Genomic DNA, 16,564 nt, shown 5'->3' with positions numbered 1-16,564 from the left:
TTGGAATAAGAGAATGGGAGTGCATGAGCTGTGGTACAGCTCATGATCGAGATATAAACTCAGCTCTAAACATTCTTGCGCTTGGGCATAAGCGTCTAGCTGTAGGAATCACCCTCTTTTAAGGGGGGGAGGATGTCAAATTTGCTTTCCGCTGTCATATGTTTTTGTTTAGAATCATCCATACCAAAGCGAATAAACAGGCATAGGCATGCAAACGAATATCACTGAACCATCTTCCAGCACAACCTTACAGTATGTGCATTGGTTCCGTCATTCTGCACCCTATATTAATGCGCATCGCAACAAAACCTTTGTCATCATGTTTGATGGTGAAGCGCTGCAACATGAAAATTTTCAACACATTATTCATGATATTGCCTTATTACACTCACTTGGTATTCGTCTAATTTTGGTGCATGGTGCTCGTCCGCAAATCAATCATAATTTACAAAGCAGCGGCATCAAGACACCATTTCATCATCACCGTCGCATCACCACTCGCGAATCCTTACCTGCGGTGATGAATGCCGTCGGTTCCATTCGTCTGCAAATTGAAGCCCTCCTGTCTATGGGTTTAGCCAACTCACCGATGTACGGCGCGCGTATTGATGTGGTCTCAGGCAATTTGGTCACGGCAAAACCGTATGGCATTCGTGACGGTATCGATTTTCAACTGTCTGGTGAAGTTCGTTCCGTCGATATCGATGCGATTCAACGTCATTTAGAGAGCCAAAATATTGTGGTGCTTGGGCCAACAGGTTATTCCACGACAGGTGAAGTGTTTAATTTATTGGCTGAAGAAGTTGCGACCAAAACCGCCATCAGCTTAAAAGCGGATAAGTTGATTTTCTTGGGCAAACAACATGGTTTGCACAATGAACATGGGCAGCTACAACGCGAAATTACGCCTCATCAACTTGATCAGCATATTTTGCAATATCAAGATTCTAATCCCGATATTGCCCTGCATTTAAGCGTTGCTAAAGATGCCTCGTTACAAGGCGTACACCGTGTTCATCTTATTTCATATGCCTATGATGGCGCATTGATCGAAGAATTGTTCACGCGTGACGGCTCTGGCACCATGATCACTGATGCGCATTATGAAGAAGTGCGTACTGCCGATATTCAAGATGTTGGCGGCTTAATCAATCTCTTACGCCCTCTCGAACAAGAAGGCATCTTGGTTTATCGCTCACGCGAACGTTTGGAAAATGAAATTGGACAATTTGCAGTGATTGAACGTGACGGTACGATTTTGGCCTGCGCTGCGTTATACCCGATTCCTGTCACAGGGAATGAAAAACGCTCTGCTGAAATCGCGTGCGTAGCTGTGCATCCGGGGTATCGAAAATCAAATCGCGGTAGCCAAATTTTGCATTATTTAGAAGAAAAAGCGCGAGATTTAGGTATTGAACAATTGTTTATTTTGACCACACGGACAGCGCATTGGTTCCTTGAACAAGGTTTTGAACAAGTCAGTGTCGATGACTTACCGAATGCCCGTCAGGCCTTATACAACTACCAAAGAAACTCATTGGTTTGTAAAAAGTCACTTTAAAGTGGCTTTTTTTATGCGCTGAATAGCATTATTTTGCATAAGGTTATGCCTAATCCCTTGGCTATCCCCCTCAAATCACTTTGCAAGCCACAGAATAACCATATCTGCCATTTAAATAACCCAAATAAATAAAATAATTTCAACAACTTAAAATAATACTTTGACACATTATATGTTTTTCTAAAATCATAATTTTTCATAAGTTTTGCTGATTTTTATTTATCTTTTCTCCTGATTTTAAATTTAAGTTTTCTTATTTTTTTCGAAAAAGAAAACTCTTTAGCTTATGTGTTCATAAATCAACAGTTCTGCAACTTTAGGCCTTTATAGGAGCAACACATGCGTACGCACAAAGCAAAACTTTGGACAAAAACACTTGTACTGTCTACAGCGGTTGTGGGTGCCATGATGATGTCGGGCTGTGGCAAAAAAGAGGCTGATGAAAATGTCACCTTAAATATTGGCTTCCAAAAATATGGCTTATTGCCAATTTTAAAAGAACGCGGAACCTTAGAAACAGCCTTAAAAAGCCAAGGTGTAAATATCAAATGGGTGGAATTTCCTGCGGGTCCACAGCTGCTTGAAGGGCTCAATGTGGGCAGCGTGTCATTTGGTGAAGTCGGTGAAGCACCGCCTATCTTTGCTCAAGCCGCTCAAACCGATTTGGTTTACATTGCCAACCAACCTGCTGTTCCAAAAGCTGAAGCGTTAATTGTGCAAAAAGATTCGGCTATTCACAGTATTCAGGACTTAAAAGGTAAACGTGTGGCCTTAAACAAAGGCTCAAACGTGCATTACCTGTTGCTCAAGTTGTTGGAAGCTAATCAGCTTAAATTTAGCGACATCAATGTCGTGTATTTACCACCTGCCGACGCACGTGCTGCTTTTGAAAAAGGTGCAGTTGATGCATGGGTAATTTGGGACCCGTTCCTTTCTGCCGCTGAGCATCAACTTAATGCTCGCACCATTGCCAATGGCGAAAACTTGGTGAAGAACTACCAGTTCTATTTGGCCGATCGTAAATTTGCTCAGGAAAATCCAAAAGTCCTGCAAGCTGTGGTGAATGAGTTGAATTTGACCACGCAATGGGTCTCAAAAAATCAAGATGAAGCGGCCAAGTTACTCGAAGGCAAAACCGGCTTAGGTCTAGATGTACTTAAAACATCAATTTCTCGTTTAGGCAATCAAGTGACGCCGATTACTGCACAAGTGGCGCAAGAGCAGCAGCAAGTCGCTGATGCGTTTTATAACGAAAAATTAATTCCCAATAAATTAAATATTGAGTCGGCCATTATCAAATAAGCCGACCACAGCATAAGGGCGATGCCATGCGTATTCTAAGAACATTTTCCATACTGACTTTAACCACTTTTGGCCTTGGACTCAGTGCCTGCCAAAAACAAGAAAAAGCACAGCAGGATCGTGAAAAACCAGCTGAAACAGCCGTAAAAACCTTGGTTATCGGTTTCCAAAAATCAGCCTTAAATTTGCTGGTTGCCCGTGAACAAAAGCTCTTTGAACAACAATTTCCCGGCGCTCACATTGAGTGGAAGGAGTTCCCTGCTGGCCCACAAATGTTAGAAGCCCTTGCGGTCGGTGCGGTGGATTATGGCTATGTCGGCAACACCCCGCCTATTTTCGCCCAAGCTGCCAATAAAGACCTGAATTATATTGGCTATGAAGTGGTGCCTGAACAGTCGCTTGCTGTCGTGATTCCAGCGGATAGCTCAATCAAAACCATTCAAGAATTACGTGGCAAACGCGTTGCTGTACAAAAAGGCTCGAGTGCGCATGAGTTATTAGCCAAAACTTTAGAAAAAGCCGGTTTGACTTGGAATGACATTCAACCGATTTGGATTCCACCAGCAGATGCACGTGCCGCATTTGATAAAAAATCAATTGATGCATGGGCCATTTGGGACCCGTTTTTATCTGCAGCGGAGTTGGATGCTCAAGCTAAAGTGCTGATTCAATCTGGTGATTTTCCAAAGACCTATTCATTTTATGTGGCAAATCCAAAAGTCGTTCAAGCGCACCCTGATGCCCCAGCTAAATTTTTAAAGGCCTTAGACGCTTCCGATCAGTGGATTGTGAAGAACCAAAATGTGGCTTTAGAGATTTATAAAAACAGCACAGGGCTGCAAAAGAATATTGCTGCACAAGCCTTTTTACGCCGGTCTAAACCATCTCCTGTGCGCTCGCTGACACCCGAGGTCATACAAGCACAGCAAAATATTGCGGACTTATTTAAACAAGTCCAACTGATTCCAAACAACATTCAAGTCCAAAAGCAAGTTTGGACACCTTCATCACATTGATACCCGAGCCATCAAAAATACAAGGAACTGAACATGAAAATTTTCTGGTTTATCCCTACCCACGGTGACAGTCGCTACTTAGGAACAAGTAAAGGTGCACGCCAAGTCGATCATGCCTACATGAAGCAAATTGCAGTAGCGGTGGATAATCTTGGCTATGAAGGCGTTCTGATTCCAACAGGTCGTTCATGTGAAGATCCATGGCTTACAGCTGCAAGCTTGATTGATGCCACTAAAAATTTAAAATTTCTAGTGGCGCTACGTCCGGGGGTGACAACGCCTGCACTAACTGCACGTATGGCTGCAACTTTTGACCGTTTATCTGGCGGCCGTATCTTACTGAACTTAGTTACAGGCGGTGATGAGCAGGAACTCAAGGGTGATGGTGTCTATGAAGATCACGCAACGCGTTACCAAACTGCCGCGGAATACACCACCATTTGGCGTGAAATTTTAACCCGCTCACATACCGGTGAAAGCTATACCTTCCATGGTGAACGTCTGAGTGTGGACGACGCCAAATTACTCTATCCGCCGCTACAAAAACCGTACCCACCATTATGGTTTGGCGGTTCTTCAGAGGCTGCTGTTGAACTGGCAACAGATCAAGTTGACACCTATTTGACTTGGGGTGAGCCACCTGCTGCGGTAAAAGAAAAAATTGCAGTGGTGCGTGAAAAAGCCAAAGCCAAAGGACGTGAACTGAATTATGGCATTCGTTTACATGTCATTGTGCGCGAAACCAATGAAGAGGCATGGAAAGCAGCAGAAGAGCTGATCCAATATGTCGACGATGCCACCATTGCAGCCGCGCAAGCCAAGTTCAAAACCATGGACTCTGTTGGTCAACGCCGTATGGCTGAACTGCACAATGGCGACCGTAGCAAATTAGAAGTATCGCCAAACTTATGGGCCGGTGTTGGTCTGGTTCGTGGTGGTGCAGGTACGGCACTCGTTGGTGATCCTGAAACCGTCGCCGCACGTATCCAAGAATATGCCGATCTCGGGATTAGCACCTTTATTTTCTCTGGTTACCCACACCTTGAAGAGTCGATCCGTTTTGCAGAATTAGTGTTCCCATTACTGCCATTGGAAACACGTCAGAAATTGGTTCAACCTAACTTAACCGGCCCATTTGGTGAGATTGTCGCGAACAATTACACACCAGATGAAAATAAAAAAGCTGAAAAGATTCAGGAGCCGGCCTAATGTCCAAAACTGTTTCTGTTGAAACCTTCAAAGCACCGAAGGTTTCACGTGGAACACAACTCGGGCAGCGTTTGCTGCCTTGGTTGTTTCCTATTGCATTAATTATTGTTTGGCAAATTGCCTCTGTTACAGGGCTGTTAGAAAGTCGTATTTTGCCTGCGCCAAGTGCGGTGGTGGTGGCCTTTTGGAACTTACTGATCAGTGGTGAACTGTGGAAGCATGTTCAAATCAGTGCCGGTCGTGCTTTGGTTGGGCTTTTAGTCGGCGGTGGATTAGGTCTTTTTTTAGGGCTGCTGAATGGTTCATCCAAAACAGCATCGACGCTACTCGATACCACGCTGCAAATGATCCGTAATATTCCTGCTCTTGCCCTGATTCCCTTGGTGATTTTATGGTTTGGGATCAATGAATCGGCCAAACTTTTTTTAGTCGCTATTGGCGTATTCTTTCCCATTTATATCAATACCTATCATGGTATTCGTTCTGTAGACCCTCAACTGATTGAAATGGGCAAAAGCTACGGTTTGAGTGGCTGGCAACTGTATAAAGAAATCATTCTACCGGGGGCGATGCCGTCTATTTTGGTTGGTCTGCGTTTTTCACTCGGGCTCGTTTGGGTTTTGTTGATTGTGGCAGAAACCATTTCTGCACAAGCCGGCATCGGTTATATGACCATGAATGCACGCGAATTTCTACAAACCGATATCGTCTTGGTCGGGATTTTATTGTATGCCCTACTCGGTAAATTAGCCGATGTACTGGCTGTTGCCTTAGAAAAATATTTACTCCGTTGGCACTCGGGTTACCAAAAATAAGGAGCATGTGATGACCGATTTAAGCATAAGCCGTCATGCAGACGACTCAACCCAACCTCAGCGTTCTTCTGTCGAGGATATCAATCCCCATGCAGTGTTGGGCGCAGAGATCCTGATTGAACAACTACACAAATTTTATGGCGATGTTAAAGTCCTTGAAGACCTTGACCTGCATATTCAACCCGGTGAATTCTTGGCGATTGTCGGTCGTAGTGGCTGTGGTAAAAGTACCCTGCTTCGCCTCATCGCCGACTTAGAAAAACCGAGTTATGGCGAAATTAAATTTAAGTCTGCACGTCATATTCGTGAAGGCATCACCAGTGATGATATTCGTGTGATGTTCCAAGACCCTCGCCTCCTGCCTTGGCGTAGCATTGAGAAAAATGTACAACTTGGTTTAAGCAAAGACCAACACGCCAATGCTACAGCACTCCTCGAAAAAGTCGGTTTAAAAGACAAAGCGGGGCTTTGGCCAACACAGCTGTCAGGGGGGCAACGTCAACGTACTGCACTGGCACGTGCTTTGTCACATAAACCACGCATTTTGCTGCTAGATGAACCACTGGGTGCGCTCGATGCCTTAACACGTTTAGATATGCAGAATTTGATTGAAAAACTCTGGACTGAACAAGGTTTTACCGCAATTTTGGTCACACATGATGTAAGTGAAGCCGTGCAGTTGGCAGACCGTATAATCTTGCTCGATAAAGGCCATATTGCCAAAGAATTTCGTGTCGATTTGGCCCGTCCACGAAAAAAAGGCATTGAATTTACTGAACTTGAACAACAGGTCTTACAAGCAGTGTTGGCCACTTAAGCTGTACTTGTGCAGGAAATCATCACTTAAACTGTGTGACTTCCTGTCCTGTTCTAGAGCAATATCGCAACATAACCACGTTTAGCATTTAGGGGAGATTTATCGCCTGTTGACAAATACATCACAAAAATTACGACAAATCATATAAATCCATGACTAAAAATAATGATTTATTTAAATTTCACCCTAAAATGATTATTTGAAATATTATGGCATTCGTCGTATTTATTTGACCGTTGAATAGAATAAACTGCCAAAATTCATAAAATTAGAAACGATGATTGTGCACAAATCTGTTGATTTGCCGTACAATTCAATATTCCCTTTTCATTTTCTTAAAAGAGCTAATGGAACAAAAAAAGAGTACCCAGAAACGCCACCAGTTGCTTAATGCAGCACTGGATGTCTTTTCCCTGTATGGCTTCAATGGCGCCAGCTTGGATGAGATCGCACAGATTGCAGAAATGCATAAATCGAATATTTTCTATTACTATGAAAATAAAGAAGCGCTTTATGTTGAAGTTCTGACAACGGTTCTACAAAAGTGGCTTGCTCCGCTACAAATGTTGGAAGCAGACCTTGAGCCTGAAGAAGCGATCACCAATTATCTATTGCAGAAAATTGAAGTATCTCGTACGCAACCGAAAGCCTCACGTTTGTTCGCACTTGAAGTCATTCAGGGCGCACCACACATTCTTGAAATTTTAAAAGGCCCACTAAAAAAATTAGTGAAACGCAAAGCCAAAGTCATTAGCAACTGGCAAGAGCAAGGTAAAATTTCAAAAGATATTGATCCAGAACTTTTAATTCTGAACATTTGGGCAATTACGCAAAACTATGCTGACTTTGCAACCCAAATGGAAATGGTCACTGGAAAAACCTTACGTAATCGCAGTATGCAACAACGGATTATTCAACATACCGTTCATATGATGCTTTACGGTGTAATTCCACGCCCAGAAAAGTAAATTGAATTGGGTCGAATTGGCATACGACCATAGCATTCTATGGTCGCCGACCGAAATTAGCTAAATGCCTTATTTGACTGTTTGATATAATTTCAATAATTTCTTTGCGCCGAATAATAAATTTTCTTCCCAATCCAGATGCGCTGTGTCATTCGCACCATCGGTAATATATTTTACCGATACAAAGCGAACACCCAGTTTTTTACATACTTTAGCGATTGCGTAGCCTTCCATATCGACAAGATTACACGGTACTTTCGGCAGCCCAGTTTCAAAGCTGTCGCCTGTACCACAAATTCCTTTAGGCAAATGGCTAAACATGCTCTCTGGCTGAATTTCAGCAGGATGATCGGTATCCATCGGCGTCACCCCCACATCAAAACCCAAAGGCGATACATCCATATCCCGTTGTACAAATTGAGCTACTTCAACCAAAGCATGTGCATCAAAATGTGAACTTCCCGCAGTGCCCAAATTCAGCAAAGTATGACATCCGGTTTTTTGAATCACATCAAAGGCTTTAAATGCGGCATTGACTTTACCAATACCACTGTAATGTACTTCAATGCCTGCGGCTTCAAACAAGCCTTTAGATTCACTCGGCAGTGCCATAATTAAAGCGATTTGCTGACGCATAGCGGTCTCCTCAAATTGATGCCTTCATATAGCATACATTTGCACGTGCGCAGAAAAAATCATCTTCAAAAATCACATTGCTCAGAAAATAAATTCCTCACGCAGATTTGAATGCTATCAAATTTGAAATTGCATCGGCCGCTTGCCAATAAAAGATGGTACCAATTGTTGGTCATGACGTAAGGCATCTAAAATCTTCTCTAAGGCAATATGTGCCATATCCCCTCGTACACTATGCGAATGGGTCATCGGCATATGCTCGATGCCAGCTCTTCGCGCTGACAAAATTTTAATGTCTTGTTTGTTGACCACCCAAGTATAGGCATTCACAGCCGGCATCAATGCCTTAGACAACAATTTTGGAATCGGAAATTTATAACTGACACAGGTATAAACCCGTGACTCATACGGCCCCACAGGGCTAATCAGACTATTAAACACCATGCCCGATGGCTCTCCCCAATGGTATTCCACCAAGGTAATATTCGGCGCGATAAAACTGTCGCGGTGGACCTGTTCAGCACCATGCGGATTGGTCAGCCATGGCATCATGCCGACATCTGCATCATGGTCATGATAGTCAACGACTACTTTGCGCGGCCCGACATCTATGGTGGCATCCACGGCTTTTCCCGACTCTGAACGAAACCAGCCTTCATGGACAAATATGGTATGGGTTACATCCATTATATTCTGTGCAACAGCGCCCATCTCGCCATCATAACTGCCGACCATGTAATAGCTGACCCAGCCGGCTTGATCATAAAACGGTAATTTAAATATTTCCGGGCGTTCCTGTTTGGGCTTTTCACCGAGATAAATCCATACCACCCCATCTTGCTCACATACATCAAAACTACGCTGTTTAAAGGGATGCGGTTTTTCTGGAAAAAATTGTCCATTGACACTAGGAATATGCGCCACATGCCCATCGCCCTGATACGACCAACCATGATATGGACATGTCACGCAGCCATCGGTCATTTTACCCTTAGACAAAGGCACACCACGATGCACACATTGATCGAGCAATGCAGCGGCTGTTCCATCTTTTTGTCGGAACAGAACAAATTTTTTACCATACAGGGTGGCTGAAAAAGGCTGATCTTTTTTGAGTTCTTTAGAGGTACAAGCGACGTACCATTCTTCTAATAATCCTTTGGCATCATCCCAAAAACGGGTTTGATTACACATAATTCGATCCTTATTTTTATCTTTTTTGTTTTAATCCATAATCCTTACTCTAGCACCTACACTACAAGCAAGTTTATATCTCGAAACCTGTTGATCTCTTGAAAATACGCGCAAATTTTATACATGAATGTTTTGCTTGGATAGCAAAATAACGTAACTGCATCACACGCTTGCACAAGCTCTATATTTGTTTGCTGAAATCCGTCAAAGCCAACGCGCTATAGTTTTCTTCAACGGATTTACATTCACACGACATCATTTAAGATGCGCGCTGAGCATCACAATACGCATTTAAACACGGAGAAAAAAATAAGCTGCCACGATAAAAACCTTGTATAGTTTTCAGCATCACCAATGTCCAAAGCGTACAGAGCAATACTGCAACTGCAAAAAAAGTGCCACACTGTTGGATAGCGTGTAATTGCGTCTGTTCCGCCAAATGGATGACCGCCAAACTAAAAACGCCGAATGGAAACGTCATCGCCCACCACCCGAGATTAAAGGGTAAATCTCGCAAATGTTTCAGTGTGATGAGTATAGCGATTCCAAACCACCATACACCAAATCCAAGTAGAACAAGGGCTGCGAACACGCCGCCTTGAAGCAACACCTGTCCTAAATCAGCCAAGTCTACCGCTGTCAAAATACGTGGGGCTTGCTCTCCTAAAAGTAACAGCGCTAAAGCCCCTGTCCCAATCGGCCCTAAGGCCAACCAACTGCTGATCGCCATATCCTTGCTTGGCAATTGATGTAAAGCCAGACGCAGCAACAAGATACTTAAGATGGCAAATGCAGGAAATACTGAGATCCCCCAAAGCAGATAACTCCCCAGCAAAATATGGACAGCATGGGCCTGTGCAGGTAAATGCGCCAACAATAAACCGCCTGAACTGGCAGCCACCTCGCAAGCCACTATCGGCAATAACCATACTGCGGTCATGCCTTGCAGCGCATGTTGCTGACGACTAAACATCAGAAATGGAACACACCATGCAATCGTAATTGCCATCAACACATCGACATACCATAAATATTCAACCCATGTGATGATGCTTACGCCCAAAAACTCAGTGTACAGCGTGGTGCCAAATTTCAATGCGCCATTGATCAGGGTTGCCAGTGCCATGGGGATTGCCCCCAGAAATAAACTCATCACCGGATGCTGGAAAATCTGCTTAGCTTCTTGTGGGTATAAGATCCATCGGCTGAGATACATGCCACTAAACAATATGAACAACACGATGCTGATCTGCCATAGCCCTGCTCCGAAGGACCACATCCACTGCGGCGCCAACGCTATAGATGGTAAAATGAGGGCGACCACACCTGTGCCCATCACCACCGTAAACCAGTTTGGGGTGAAATGACGAATCAAGTCTTGTTTATGCTGGAGTTGATAAAATGGCATTTTCATCGCATGATGCTCATCAAAATGGAATGTCTATAGTTTAAGCACACCATTAAATAAGAAAAATTGATTAATATTTATTTTTATAATTTATTTTACTGATAATAAATTCATCTCTGCATAAAAAAACTTGAGTAAAAACACAACAACAAGACGAACGCAGAAGATTATGGCAATATATAGCCCTCAAACATTTTCAACAATTGATTCGCCCATGAAGCTGCTCCGTCTGAATGCTTTAGCGCCCCACTTAGAACTCCCCAAAACTGCCGTGACCATTGGCAATTTTGATGGCGTACATTTGGGTCATCAAGCGATGGTCAGCCAGCTCAAAGACATAGCACAGCAACAAAACTTAAAAACAGCTGTGATGATTTTTGAACCACAACCGCTTGAATTCTTTAAAGCTTATGACGCTCCACCTCGAATCAGTTCACTACGTGAAAAAGTCGAATATTTAACTGAACTGGGCGTCGACTATATTGTGGTGGCAAAATTTGACAATGCCTTTCGTAATCTCAGCGCTGAAGAATTTGCCGACATTTTAAAAAATAAACTCAATACACAAAGTTTAGTTTTAGGTGAAGATCATCACTTTGGCAAAAACCGTCAAGGCAATAGCGAATTTTTACGCCAATACGGCTTCCAAGTCACAGCCCTGCAAAATGTCGAAGTCGATGGCGAACGTGTCAGTTCAACACTGGTTCGTCAGACATTACAAGCAGGCGACCTTGCCCATGCCGCAAAGCTTTTAGGTCGTCCTTATAGCATCACAGGTCGTGTACAGTATGGCGATCAAATCGGTCGCACGATTAATTTTCCTACCATTAATGTGCGTTTAAACCGTCATAAACCTTGTTTAAATGGCATTTATGCAGTCGATGTCATTTGTGAAACCGAATCTTTAACAGATAAAGTAAAAAGCGAAAATGCTGACAAATTAGGGGTTGCAGGTTATGCACCCTCTGCCCTGTTTGGTGCAGGGCATGTTGGCACGCGTCCCGCGATTAAACAGGAACATCCTGAATGGCGATTAGAAGTACATTTTCCTGATGTTTCTGCTAATCTGTATGGCCTGTTAATGCGGGTGACGTTCTTGAACTTTTTACATGGCGAAAAGGACTACCCTTCGCTTGAAGCACTGAAAGCCGGAATTGATGACGACGTCGAAAAGCTCCTTGAGTTTCGAGGTCAGCACCCTCATTTCCCCTTTTAAACCCCGATTATTTATTGTAAAACGCGTCAGTCAACGGGCTGATAAATTTGGAAGACAACTTGCATGAGCGATAAGCAAACTCCTGAAAATGCAGTGGATTATAAAGCCACGCTAAACCTCCCAGGTACTGAATTTGCGATGAAAGCAAATCTCGCAGTACGTGAAGCGAAATGGTTAGAAGAGTGGTATGCCGACAACATTTATCAGCAGATTCGTGCATCGCGTATTGGCAAGAAAAAATATGTGCTTCATGACGGCCCTCCATACGCAAATGGCCAAATTCACTTAGGCCATGCGGTGAATAAAGTCCTCAAAGACATCATCATCAAAAGCCGTGTGATGGACGGTTTTGACGCGCCGTATGTACCAGGTTGGGACTGTCATGGTCTTCCAATCGAACTGAAAGTTGAAGAAAAAGTCGGTAAAGTCGGCGTAAAAGTAGATGCCTCAACTTTCCGTAAAGCCTGCCGTGAATATGCTTACACCCAAGTCGAATTACAGAAAAAAGACTTTGTGCGTATGGGCGTATTTGGTGATTGGGAAAATCCTTACCTCACCATGAACTTCAAACAAGAAGCCGACATCGTTCGTTCGCTCGGTGAAATTGCCAAAGCAGGCCATATTGAGCCGGGTCTTAAACCTGTAAACTGGTGTTTGGACTGTGGTTCTGCCTTAGCTGAAGCTGAAGTGGAATACGAAGACAAAAAATCAGATGCGATTGACGTTGGTTTTAGCGTTGTTGATTTGGCTGATTTATCTGCACGCCTAGGTGTTACAGTTAGCGATTCTACAGATATCGTAATCTGGACAACCACGCCTTGGACTATGCCTGCCAACCAAGCGGTTGCTCTACATGCTGAGCTTGAATACCAATTGGTGAAAGCAACTGGCGAAGACAAAGCAGCGCAAAACTTCATCCTTGCAAAATCATTGGTTGAATCTGCAACGCAGCGTTATGGCTTTAACGCAGTTGAAGTGATTGCTGAGTTTGCTGGTGCAAAACTTGAAAACCTAGTACTACAACATCCGTTAATTGCTGAACGCCAAGTACCAGTAATCTTAGGTGAGCATGTCACAGACGGCAGTGGTACAGGTGCTGTACATACCGCGCCAGGCCATGGTGTGGACGACTATAAAGTTGGCTTACAGTACAACCTAAAAGTCGACAATCCAGTTGGCGGCAACGGTGTGTATTTACCGACTGCACCAATTTTTGCAGGCGAACACATCTACAAAGCCAATCCAAAAATCATTGCTGCTTTAACCGAAGCAGGCAAACTTTGGGCACATGTGGTGATCAAACATAGCTATCCACATTGCTGGCGCCATAAAACACCGATTATCTTCCGTGCAACACCGCAATGGTTCATCAGCATGGATGCAAAAGGTTTACGCCAAGGTGCATTGAACGCGATTGAAAATGACATCAGCTTCGTACCGGATTGGGGTAAAAACCGTATCCAATCGATGATTGAAGGTCGTCCAGATTGGTGTATCTCACGTCAACGTACATGGGGCGTGCCAATTCCATTCTTCGTGCATAAAGATACCAACGAACTTCACCCGCGTACCCCTGAGCTAATCGAAGAAGTCGCGAAGCTGATTGAACAAGAAGGTATTGATGGTTGGTATAACCGTGATGCGTCTGAGTTTATCGGTGCAGATGCAGAGCAGTACAATGCTGTACGTGACACTTTAGACGTATGGTTCGACTCTGGAACAACACACTTTGCAGTACTTCGTGAACGTGAAGAATTGCAAGACCCTGCTGACTTGTACCTTGAAGGTTCTGACCAACATCGTGGCTGGTTCCAATCTTCATTGTTAACATCTATGGCGATTAATAACCGCGCACCGTACAAAGGCTTATTGACTCACGGCTTCGTTGTGGACGAAAAAGGCCGCAAAATGTCGAAGTCGATCGGTAACGTGATCACTCCGCAAGACATCATTAAAGACATGGGTGCAGATGGCCTACGTTTCTGGATTGCGTCTGCAGACTACCGTTATGAAATGACTGCAGGTAAAGAAATCTTTAGCCGTGCATCAGATGGTTACCGCCGTATCCGTAATACGTTGCGTTTCTTGTTGGCGAACTTGAATGGCTTCAAACCATCGACTGATGCTTTGCCTGTCGATCAATTGATCGCACTGGATCAATACATCTTGCAACGTGCTGCGGAAGTGCAAAAAACCATTCAGCAAGCCTATGAAGATATGAACTTCCATATCGTGACCAGCGCATTGACCAACTTCTGTATTAATGACTTGGGTGGTTTCTACCTCGACATCATCAAAGACCGTCAATACACCACCAAAGCAGACTCTGCAGCGCGTCATTCTGCACAAACTGCGTTGTATCACTTGGTTCAAGCCTTTGTCCGCTGGATGTCTCCAATCTTGAGTTTCACCGCACAAGAAGCTTGGCCACTGATTCCAGAGCAGTCTGAGAAATATGTATTTACTGCGGAGTGGTATGACATTCCTGTAGCCTCTACAGCGAATCTGGTGACTGAAGCTGAATGGCAAACCTTGATCACCGTCAAATCTGCAGTAAACAAGTTTATTGAAGCTGCACGTACTGCAAAAACTGTGGGTTCAAACTTGTCTGCCAAAGTTGAACTTTGGGCCAATGCTGAACTGAAAGCTGTTTTAGACAAATTCGGTGAAGAACTGCGTTTTGTCCTCATCACCTCTCAAGTGATTGTTAATGAATTTGACGCAGCACAAGGCGAAGCCTCTGACCTTGACGGTTTAAATGTCAAAGTCTCTGCTGCTGACGGTGAAAAATGTGCACGCTGCTGGCATGTACTGCCAGATGTGAATACACATCACGAACATCCAGGTCTTTGTTCTCGTTGTATTATTAACCTTCCTACAGGTCAAGGCGAAGAGAGAAAATATGCCTAATCCACAAGAAAAAAAGGGCTTCTTTCAATTCTACCCACACAATTTAGTGTGGGTGGGCTTATCCATTGTTGCCATTATTTTGGATCAATGGACCAAATGGATTGCAAGTACACATCTGAACTACGCAGATCCTGTACCTGTCATGCCCTTTTTAAATTGGACATTACTACATAACTATGGCGCTGCCTTTAGTTTCTTGTCCGATGCCGGTGGATGGCAACGTTATTTCTTTACTTCACTCGCAGGACTTGTGTCTGTCATTTTTGTATTTTGGCTCATGCGTATGCCAAAAAACGTGAAAGTCCTTCCGATTGCCATTGCCCTGATTTTAGGAGGCGCAATCGGTAACTTAATTGACCGTGTATCTTTAGGTTATGTGGTGGATTTCATTCACGTGTATTACAACAACAGCCACTTTCCTGCATTTAATATTGCAGACAGTGCCATTACTTTAGGCACGATTCTGCTTCTTATCGATACGTTTTTCTTAGAAAAACACCGAATTCAACGTGCGGAAGCGCAAAATGACTGATTTTATCAATCCTAACGAGGAAACTCGTATTGAAGAAGGCTCTAAAGTAGACCTTCACTTTTCTGTTGCTATTGAAAATGGCGTAGAAATTGACAATACCCGTAGCCGTGCTGAACCTGTCAGCCTTGTCATGGGTGATGGCAGCTTATTACCGGGTTTTGAGAAAGCTTTATTCGGTTTACGTGCAGGTGACCGCCGTACCGTAAGCCTTCCTCCTGAAGATGCTTTTGGTCCATGGAACCCAGAAAACGTACAAAAATTTGATACTGTCAAATTTGAGCAGCGTCCTGTTGAAGGCCATATGATTGAGTTTGAAGATAAAGCCAAACAAAGTCTGTATGGAGTAATCAAAACTGTAGGTGAAGACATTACCGAAGTGGATTTCAACCACCCTCTAGCTGGTAAAAATATCACCTTTGAAGTTGAAATTTTCAAAGTGACCCCTGCCGGTCAACAAGGCGTGAAACTGATCTAAGTTTCAGCAAATAAAAAGCTCCTTCGGGAGCTTTTTTTATCACTATTTTTATAACTATCAATCGACTCGATACATTTTCTGTATATGCAACAGATCGAATTCATATTAATTTAATGCAAGACTTTAAAACAAGACGGGAAATACGATGAAACTTCATATTATTGTCGGCAGTGTCCGCGAAGGCCGTACGGCAATTAAGATTGCAAACTGGCTACTTTCAGAAATCGAAAGCTATGACTACAGTACCGTAGAAACTGAAATTGTCGATTTAAAAGAATGGGATCTGCCTATTTTTGCAGGCGCACATCCACCATTAACCGGGATTTATGACCAACCCAAACAACAAGCATGGGCAGTTGACATCCTCCCCCCCTTAAAAGCATAGGTATCTACACATTTTTTATAAATTGAATGCGATCTGAGCAATCGCATTCAGCTCATCAGACGAATACTCTGACAACAACTGAAGAGTGTTCAATAGTATTGAAAGCCCTGCCAGTATGGC

The 16,564-nt window shown here is 43.5% G+C and carries 15 protein-coding genes and 1 pseudogene; 13 read left to right on the top strand and 3 right to left on the bottom strand.

The window, feature by feature from the left end; all coding sequences use genetic code 11:
* The 8 genes from FTT94_RS14780 to FTT94_RS14745 form a co-directional block, all read left to right on the top strand.
* On the top strand, positions 1-122 hold a 122-nt coding region (locus tag FTT94_RS14780; protein ID WP_180005585.1), incomplete at its 5' end, for a zinc ribbon domain-containing protein.
* An 86-nt stretch (positions 123-208) separates the two neighbouring features.
* Positions 209-1,561: an amino-acid N-acetyltransferase gene (argA, locus tag FTT94_RS14775; protein WP_180004326.1), complete on the top strand. Its 1,353-nt coding sequence runs from the start codon at positions 209-211 to the stop codon at positions 1,559-1,561.
* A gap of 339 nt (positions 1,562-1,900) precedes the next feature.
* Positions 1,901-2,863: a sulfonate ABC transporter substrate-binding protein gene (locus FTT94_RS14770; RefSeq protein WP_180171033.1), complete on the top strand. Its 963-nt coding sequence runs from the start codon at positions 1,901-1,903 to the stop codon at positions 2,861-2,863.
* Positions 2,864-2,889: 26 nt separating this feature from the next.
* Positions 2,890-3,879: an aliphatic sulfonate ABC transporter substrate-binding protein gene (locus FTT94_RS14765; RefSeq protein ID WP_180132829.1), complete on the top strand. Its 990-nt coding sequence runs from the start codon at positions 2,890-2,892 to the stop codon at positions 3,877-3,879.
* A 33-nt stretch (positions 3,880-3,912) separates the two neighbouring features.
* The gene (ssuD, locus tag FTT94_RS14760; protein WP_180009570.1) at positions 3,913-5,088 is read left to right on the top strand and encodes an FMNH2-dependent alkanesulfonate monooxygenase; all 1,176 of its coding nucleotides are present in this window, start codon (positions 3,913-3,915) and stop codon (positions 5,086-5,088) included.
* Positions 5,088-5,903 carry an aliphatic sulfonate ABC transporter permease SsuC gene (gene ssuC / locus FTT94_RS14755; RefSeq protein ID WP_180063062.1) on the top strand — a complete coding sequence of 272 codons (816 nt, stop codon included), beginning with the start codon at positions 5,088-5,090 and terminating at the stop codon, positions 5,901-5,903. The genes ssuD and ssuC overlap by 1 nt, the downstream gene beginning before the upstream one ends.
* Positions 5,904-5,913: 10 nt before the next feature.
* Positions 5,914-6,720 (top strand): ABC transporter ATP-binding protein, encoded by an 807-nt coding sequence (locus tag FTT94_RS14750; RefSeq protein ID WP_078190648.1) that lies wholly within the window; start codon positions 5,914-5,916, stop codon positions 6,718-6,720.
* Positions 6,721-7,067: 347 nt separating this feature from the next.
* The gene (locus tag FTT94_RS14745) at positions 7,068-7,688 is read left to right on the top strand and encodes a TetR/AcrR family transcriptional regulator (RefSeq protein WP_078190649.1); all 621 of its coding nucleotides are present in this window, start codon (positions 7,068-7,070) and stop codon (positions 7,686-7,688) included.
* Positions 7,689-7,757: 69 nt separating this feature from the next.
* Here FTT94_RS14745 and FTT94_RS14740 read toward each other — a convergent pair whose 3' ends face one another.
* The 3 genes from FTT94_RS14740 to FTT94_RS14730 form a co-directional block, all read right to left on the bottom strand.
* Entirely contained in the window at positions 7,758-8,324 is a 567-nt protein-coding gene (locus FTT94_RS14740) for a 5'-nucleosidase (RefSeq protein ID WP_111886021.1), read from the bottom strand.
* 117 nt (positions 8,325-8,441) lie between these two features.
* Entirely contained in the window at positions 8,442-9,518 is a 1,077-nt protein-coding gene (locus FTT94_RS14735) for an aromatic ring-hydroxylating dioxygenase subunit alpha (protein WP_180022898.1), read from the bottom strand.
* A gap of 259 nt (positions 9,519-9,777) precedes the next feature.
* Complete coding sequence (locus FTT94_RS14730) at positions 9,778-10,932, bottom strand: TDT family transporter (RefSeq protein ID WP_180171032.1); 1,155 nt, start codon at positions 10,930-10,932, stop codon at positions 9,778-9,780.
* 208 nt (positions 10,933-11,140) lie between these two features.
* Between FTT94_RS14730 and ribF the strand changes: the two genes are divergently transcribed.
* From ribF to FTT94_RS14705, 5 genes and pseudogenes are all read left to right on the top strand, one after another.
* Positions 11,141-12,142: a riboflavin biosynthesis protein RibF gene (gene ribF, locus FTT94_RS14725; RefSeq protein WP_111886018.1), complete on the top strand. Its 1,002-nt coding sequence runs from the start codon at positions 11,141-11,143 to the stop codon at positions 12,140-12,142.
* A gap of 63 nt (positions 12,143-12,205) precedes the next feature.
* A complete protein-coding gene (gene ileS / locus FTT94_RS14720; protein WP_180171031.1) occupies positions 12,206-15,052 on the top strand; it encodes an isoleucine--tRNA ligase in 2,847 nt (948 codons plus the stop codon).
* Positions 15,045-15,584 (top strand): signal peptidase II, encoded by a 540-nt coding sequence (gene lspA / locus FTT94_RS14715; RefSeq protein WP_078190655.1) that lies wholly within the window; start codon positions 15,045-15,047, stop codon positions 15,582-15,584. The genes ileS and lspA overlap by 8 nt, the downstream gene beginning before the upstream one ends.
* Positions 15,577-16,059 (top strand): peptidylprolyl isomerase, encoded by a 483-nt coding sequence (locus tag FTT94_RS14710; RefSeq protein ID WP_078190656.1) that lies wholly within the window; start codon positions 15,577-15,579, stop codon positions 16,057-16,059. The genes lspA and FTT94_RS14710 overlap by 8 nt, the downstream gene beginning before the upstream one ends.
* Before the next feature lie 145 nt (positions 16,060-16,204).
* Positions 16,205-16,414 (top strand): annotated as a pseudogene (locus FTT94_RS14705) (NADPH-dependent FMN reductase); the annotation flags it as partial.
* Positions 16,415-16,564 lie beyond the last annotated feature (150 nt).

This window comes from Acinetobacter sp. YH12027 (assembly GCF_013420085.1).
GTDB lineage: Bacteria > Pseudomonadota > Gammaproteobacteria > Pseudomonadales > Moraxellaceae > Acinetobacter > Acinetobacter amyesii.
Note: the sequence above shows the minus strand (reverse complement) of the source record. Positions and strands in the feature narration are given on the sequence as shown.

Excerpts from the sequence above, each read along its gene's own strand:
- FTT94_RS14730 (WP_180171032.1), bottom strand. The coding sequence starts at position 10,932 with ATGAAAATGCCATTTTATCAACTCCAGCATAAACAAGACTTGATTCGT.
- ssuC (WP_180063062.1), top strand. The coding sequence starts at position 5,088 with ATGTCCAAAACTGTTTCTGTTGAAACCTTCAAAGCACCGAAGGTTTCA.
- FTT94_RS14710 (WP_078190656.1), top strand. The coding sequence starts at position 15,577 with ATGACTGATTTTATCAATCCTAACGAGGAAACTCGTATTGAAGAAGGC.
- ribF (WP_111886018.1), top strand. The coding sequence starts at position 11,141 with ATGAAGCTGCTCCGTCTGAATGCTTTAGCGCCCCACTTAGAACTCCCC.
- FTT94_RS14735 (WP_180022898.1), bottom strand. The coding sequence starts at position 9,518 with ATGTGTAATCAAACCCGTTTTTGGGATGATGCCAAAGGATTATTAGAA.
- argA (WP_180004326.1), top strand. The coding sequence starts at position 209 with ATGCAAACGAATATCACTGAACCATCTTCCAGCACAACCTTACAGTAT.
- FTT94_RS14770 (WP_180171033.1), top strand. The coding sequence starts at position 1,901 with ATGCGTACGCACAAAGCAAAACTTTGGACAAAAACACTTGTACTGTCT.
- FTT94_RS14750 (WP_078190648.1), top strand. The coding sequence starts at position 5,914 with ATGACCGATTTAAGCATAAGCCGTCATGCAGACGACTCAACCCAACCT.
- FTT94_RS14740 (WP_111886021.1), bottom strand. The coding sequence starts at position 8,324 with ATGCGTCAGCAAATCGCTTTAATTATGGCACTGCCGAGTGAATCTAAA.
- lspA (WP_078190655.1), top strand. The coding sequence starts at position 15,045 with ATGCCTAATCCACAAGAAAAAAAGGGCTTCTTTCAATTCTACCCACAC.
- ssuD (WP_180009570.1), top strand. The coding sequence starts at position 3,913 with ATGAAAATTTTCTGGTTTATCCCTACCCACGGTGACAGTCGCTACTTA.
- ileS (WP_180171031.1), top strand. The coding sequence starts at position 12,206 with ATGAGCGATAAGCAAACTCCTGAAAATGCAGTGGATTATAAAGCCACG.
- FTT94_RS14765 (WP_180132829.1), top strand. The coding sequence starts at position 2,890 with ATGCGTATTCTAAGAACATTTTCCATACTGACTTTAACCACTTTTGGC.
- FTT94_RS14745 (WP_078190649.1), top strand. The coding sequence starts at position 7,068 with ATGGAACAAAAAAAGAGTACCCAGAAACGCCACCAGTTGCTTAATGCA.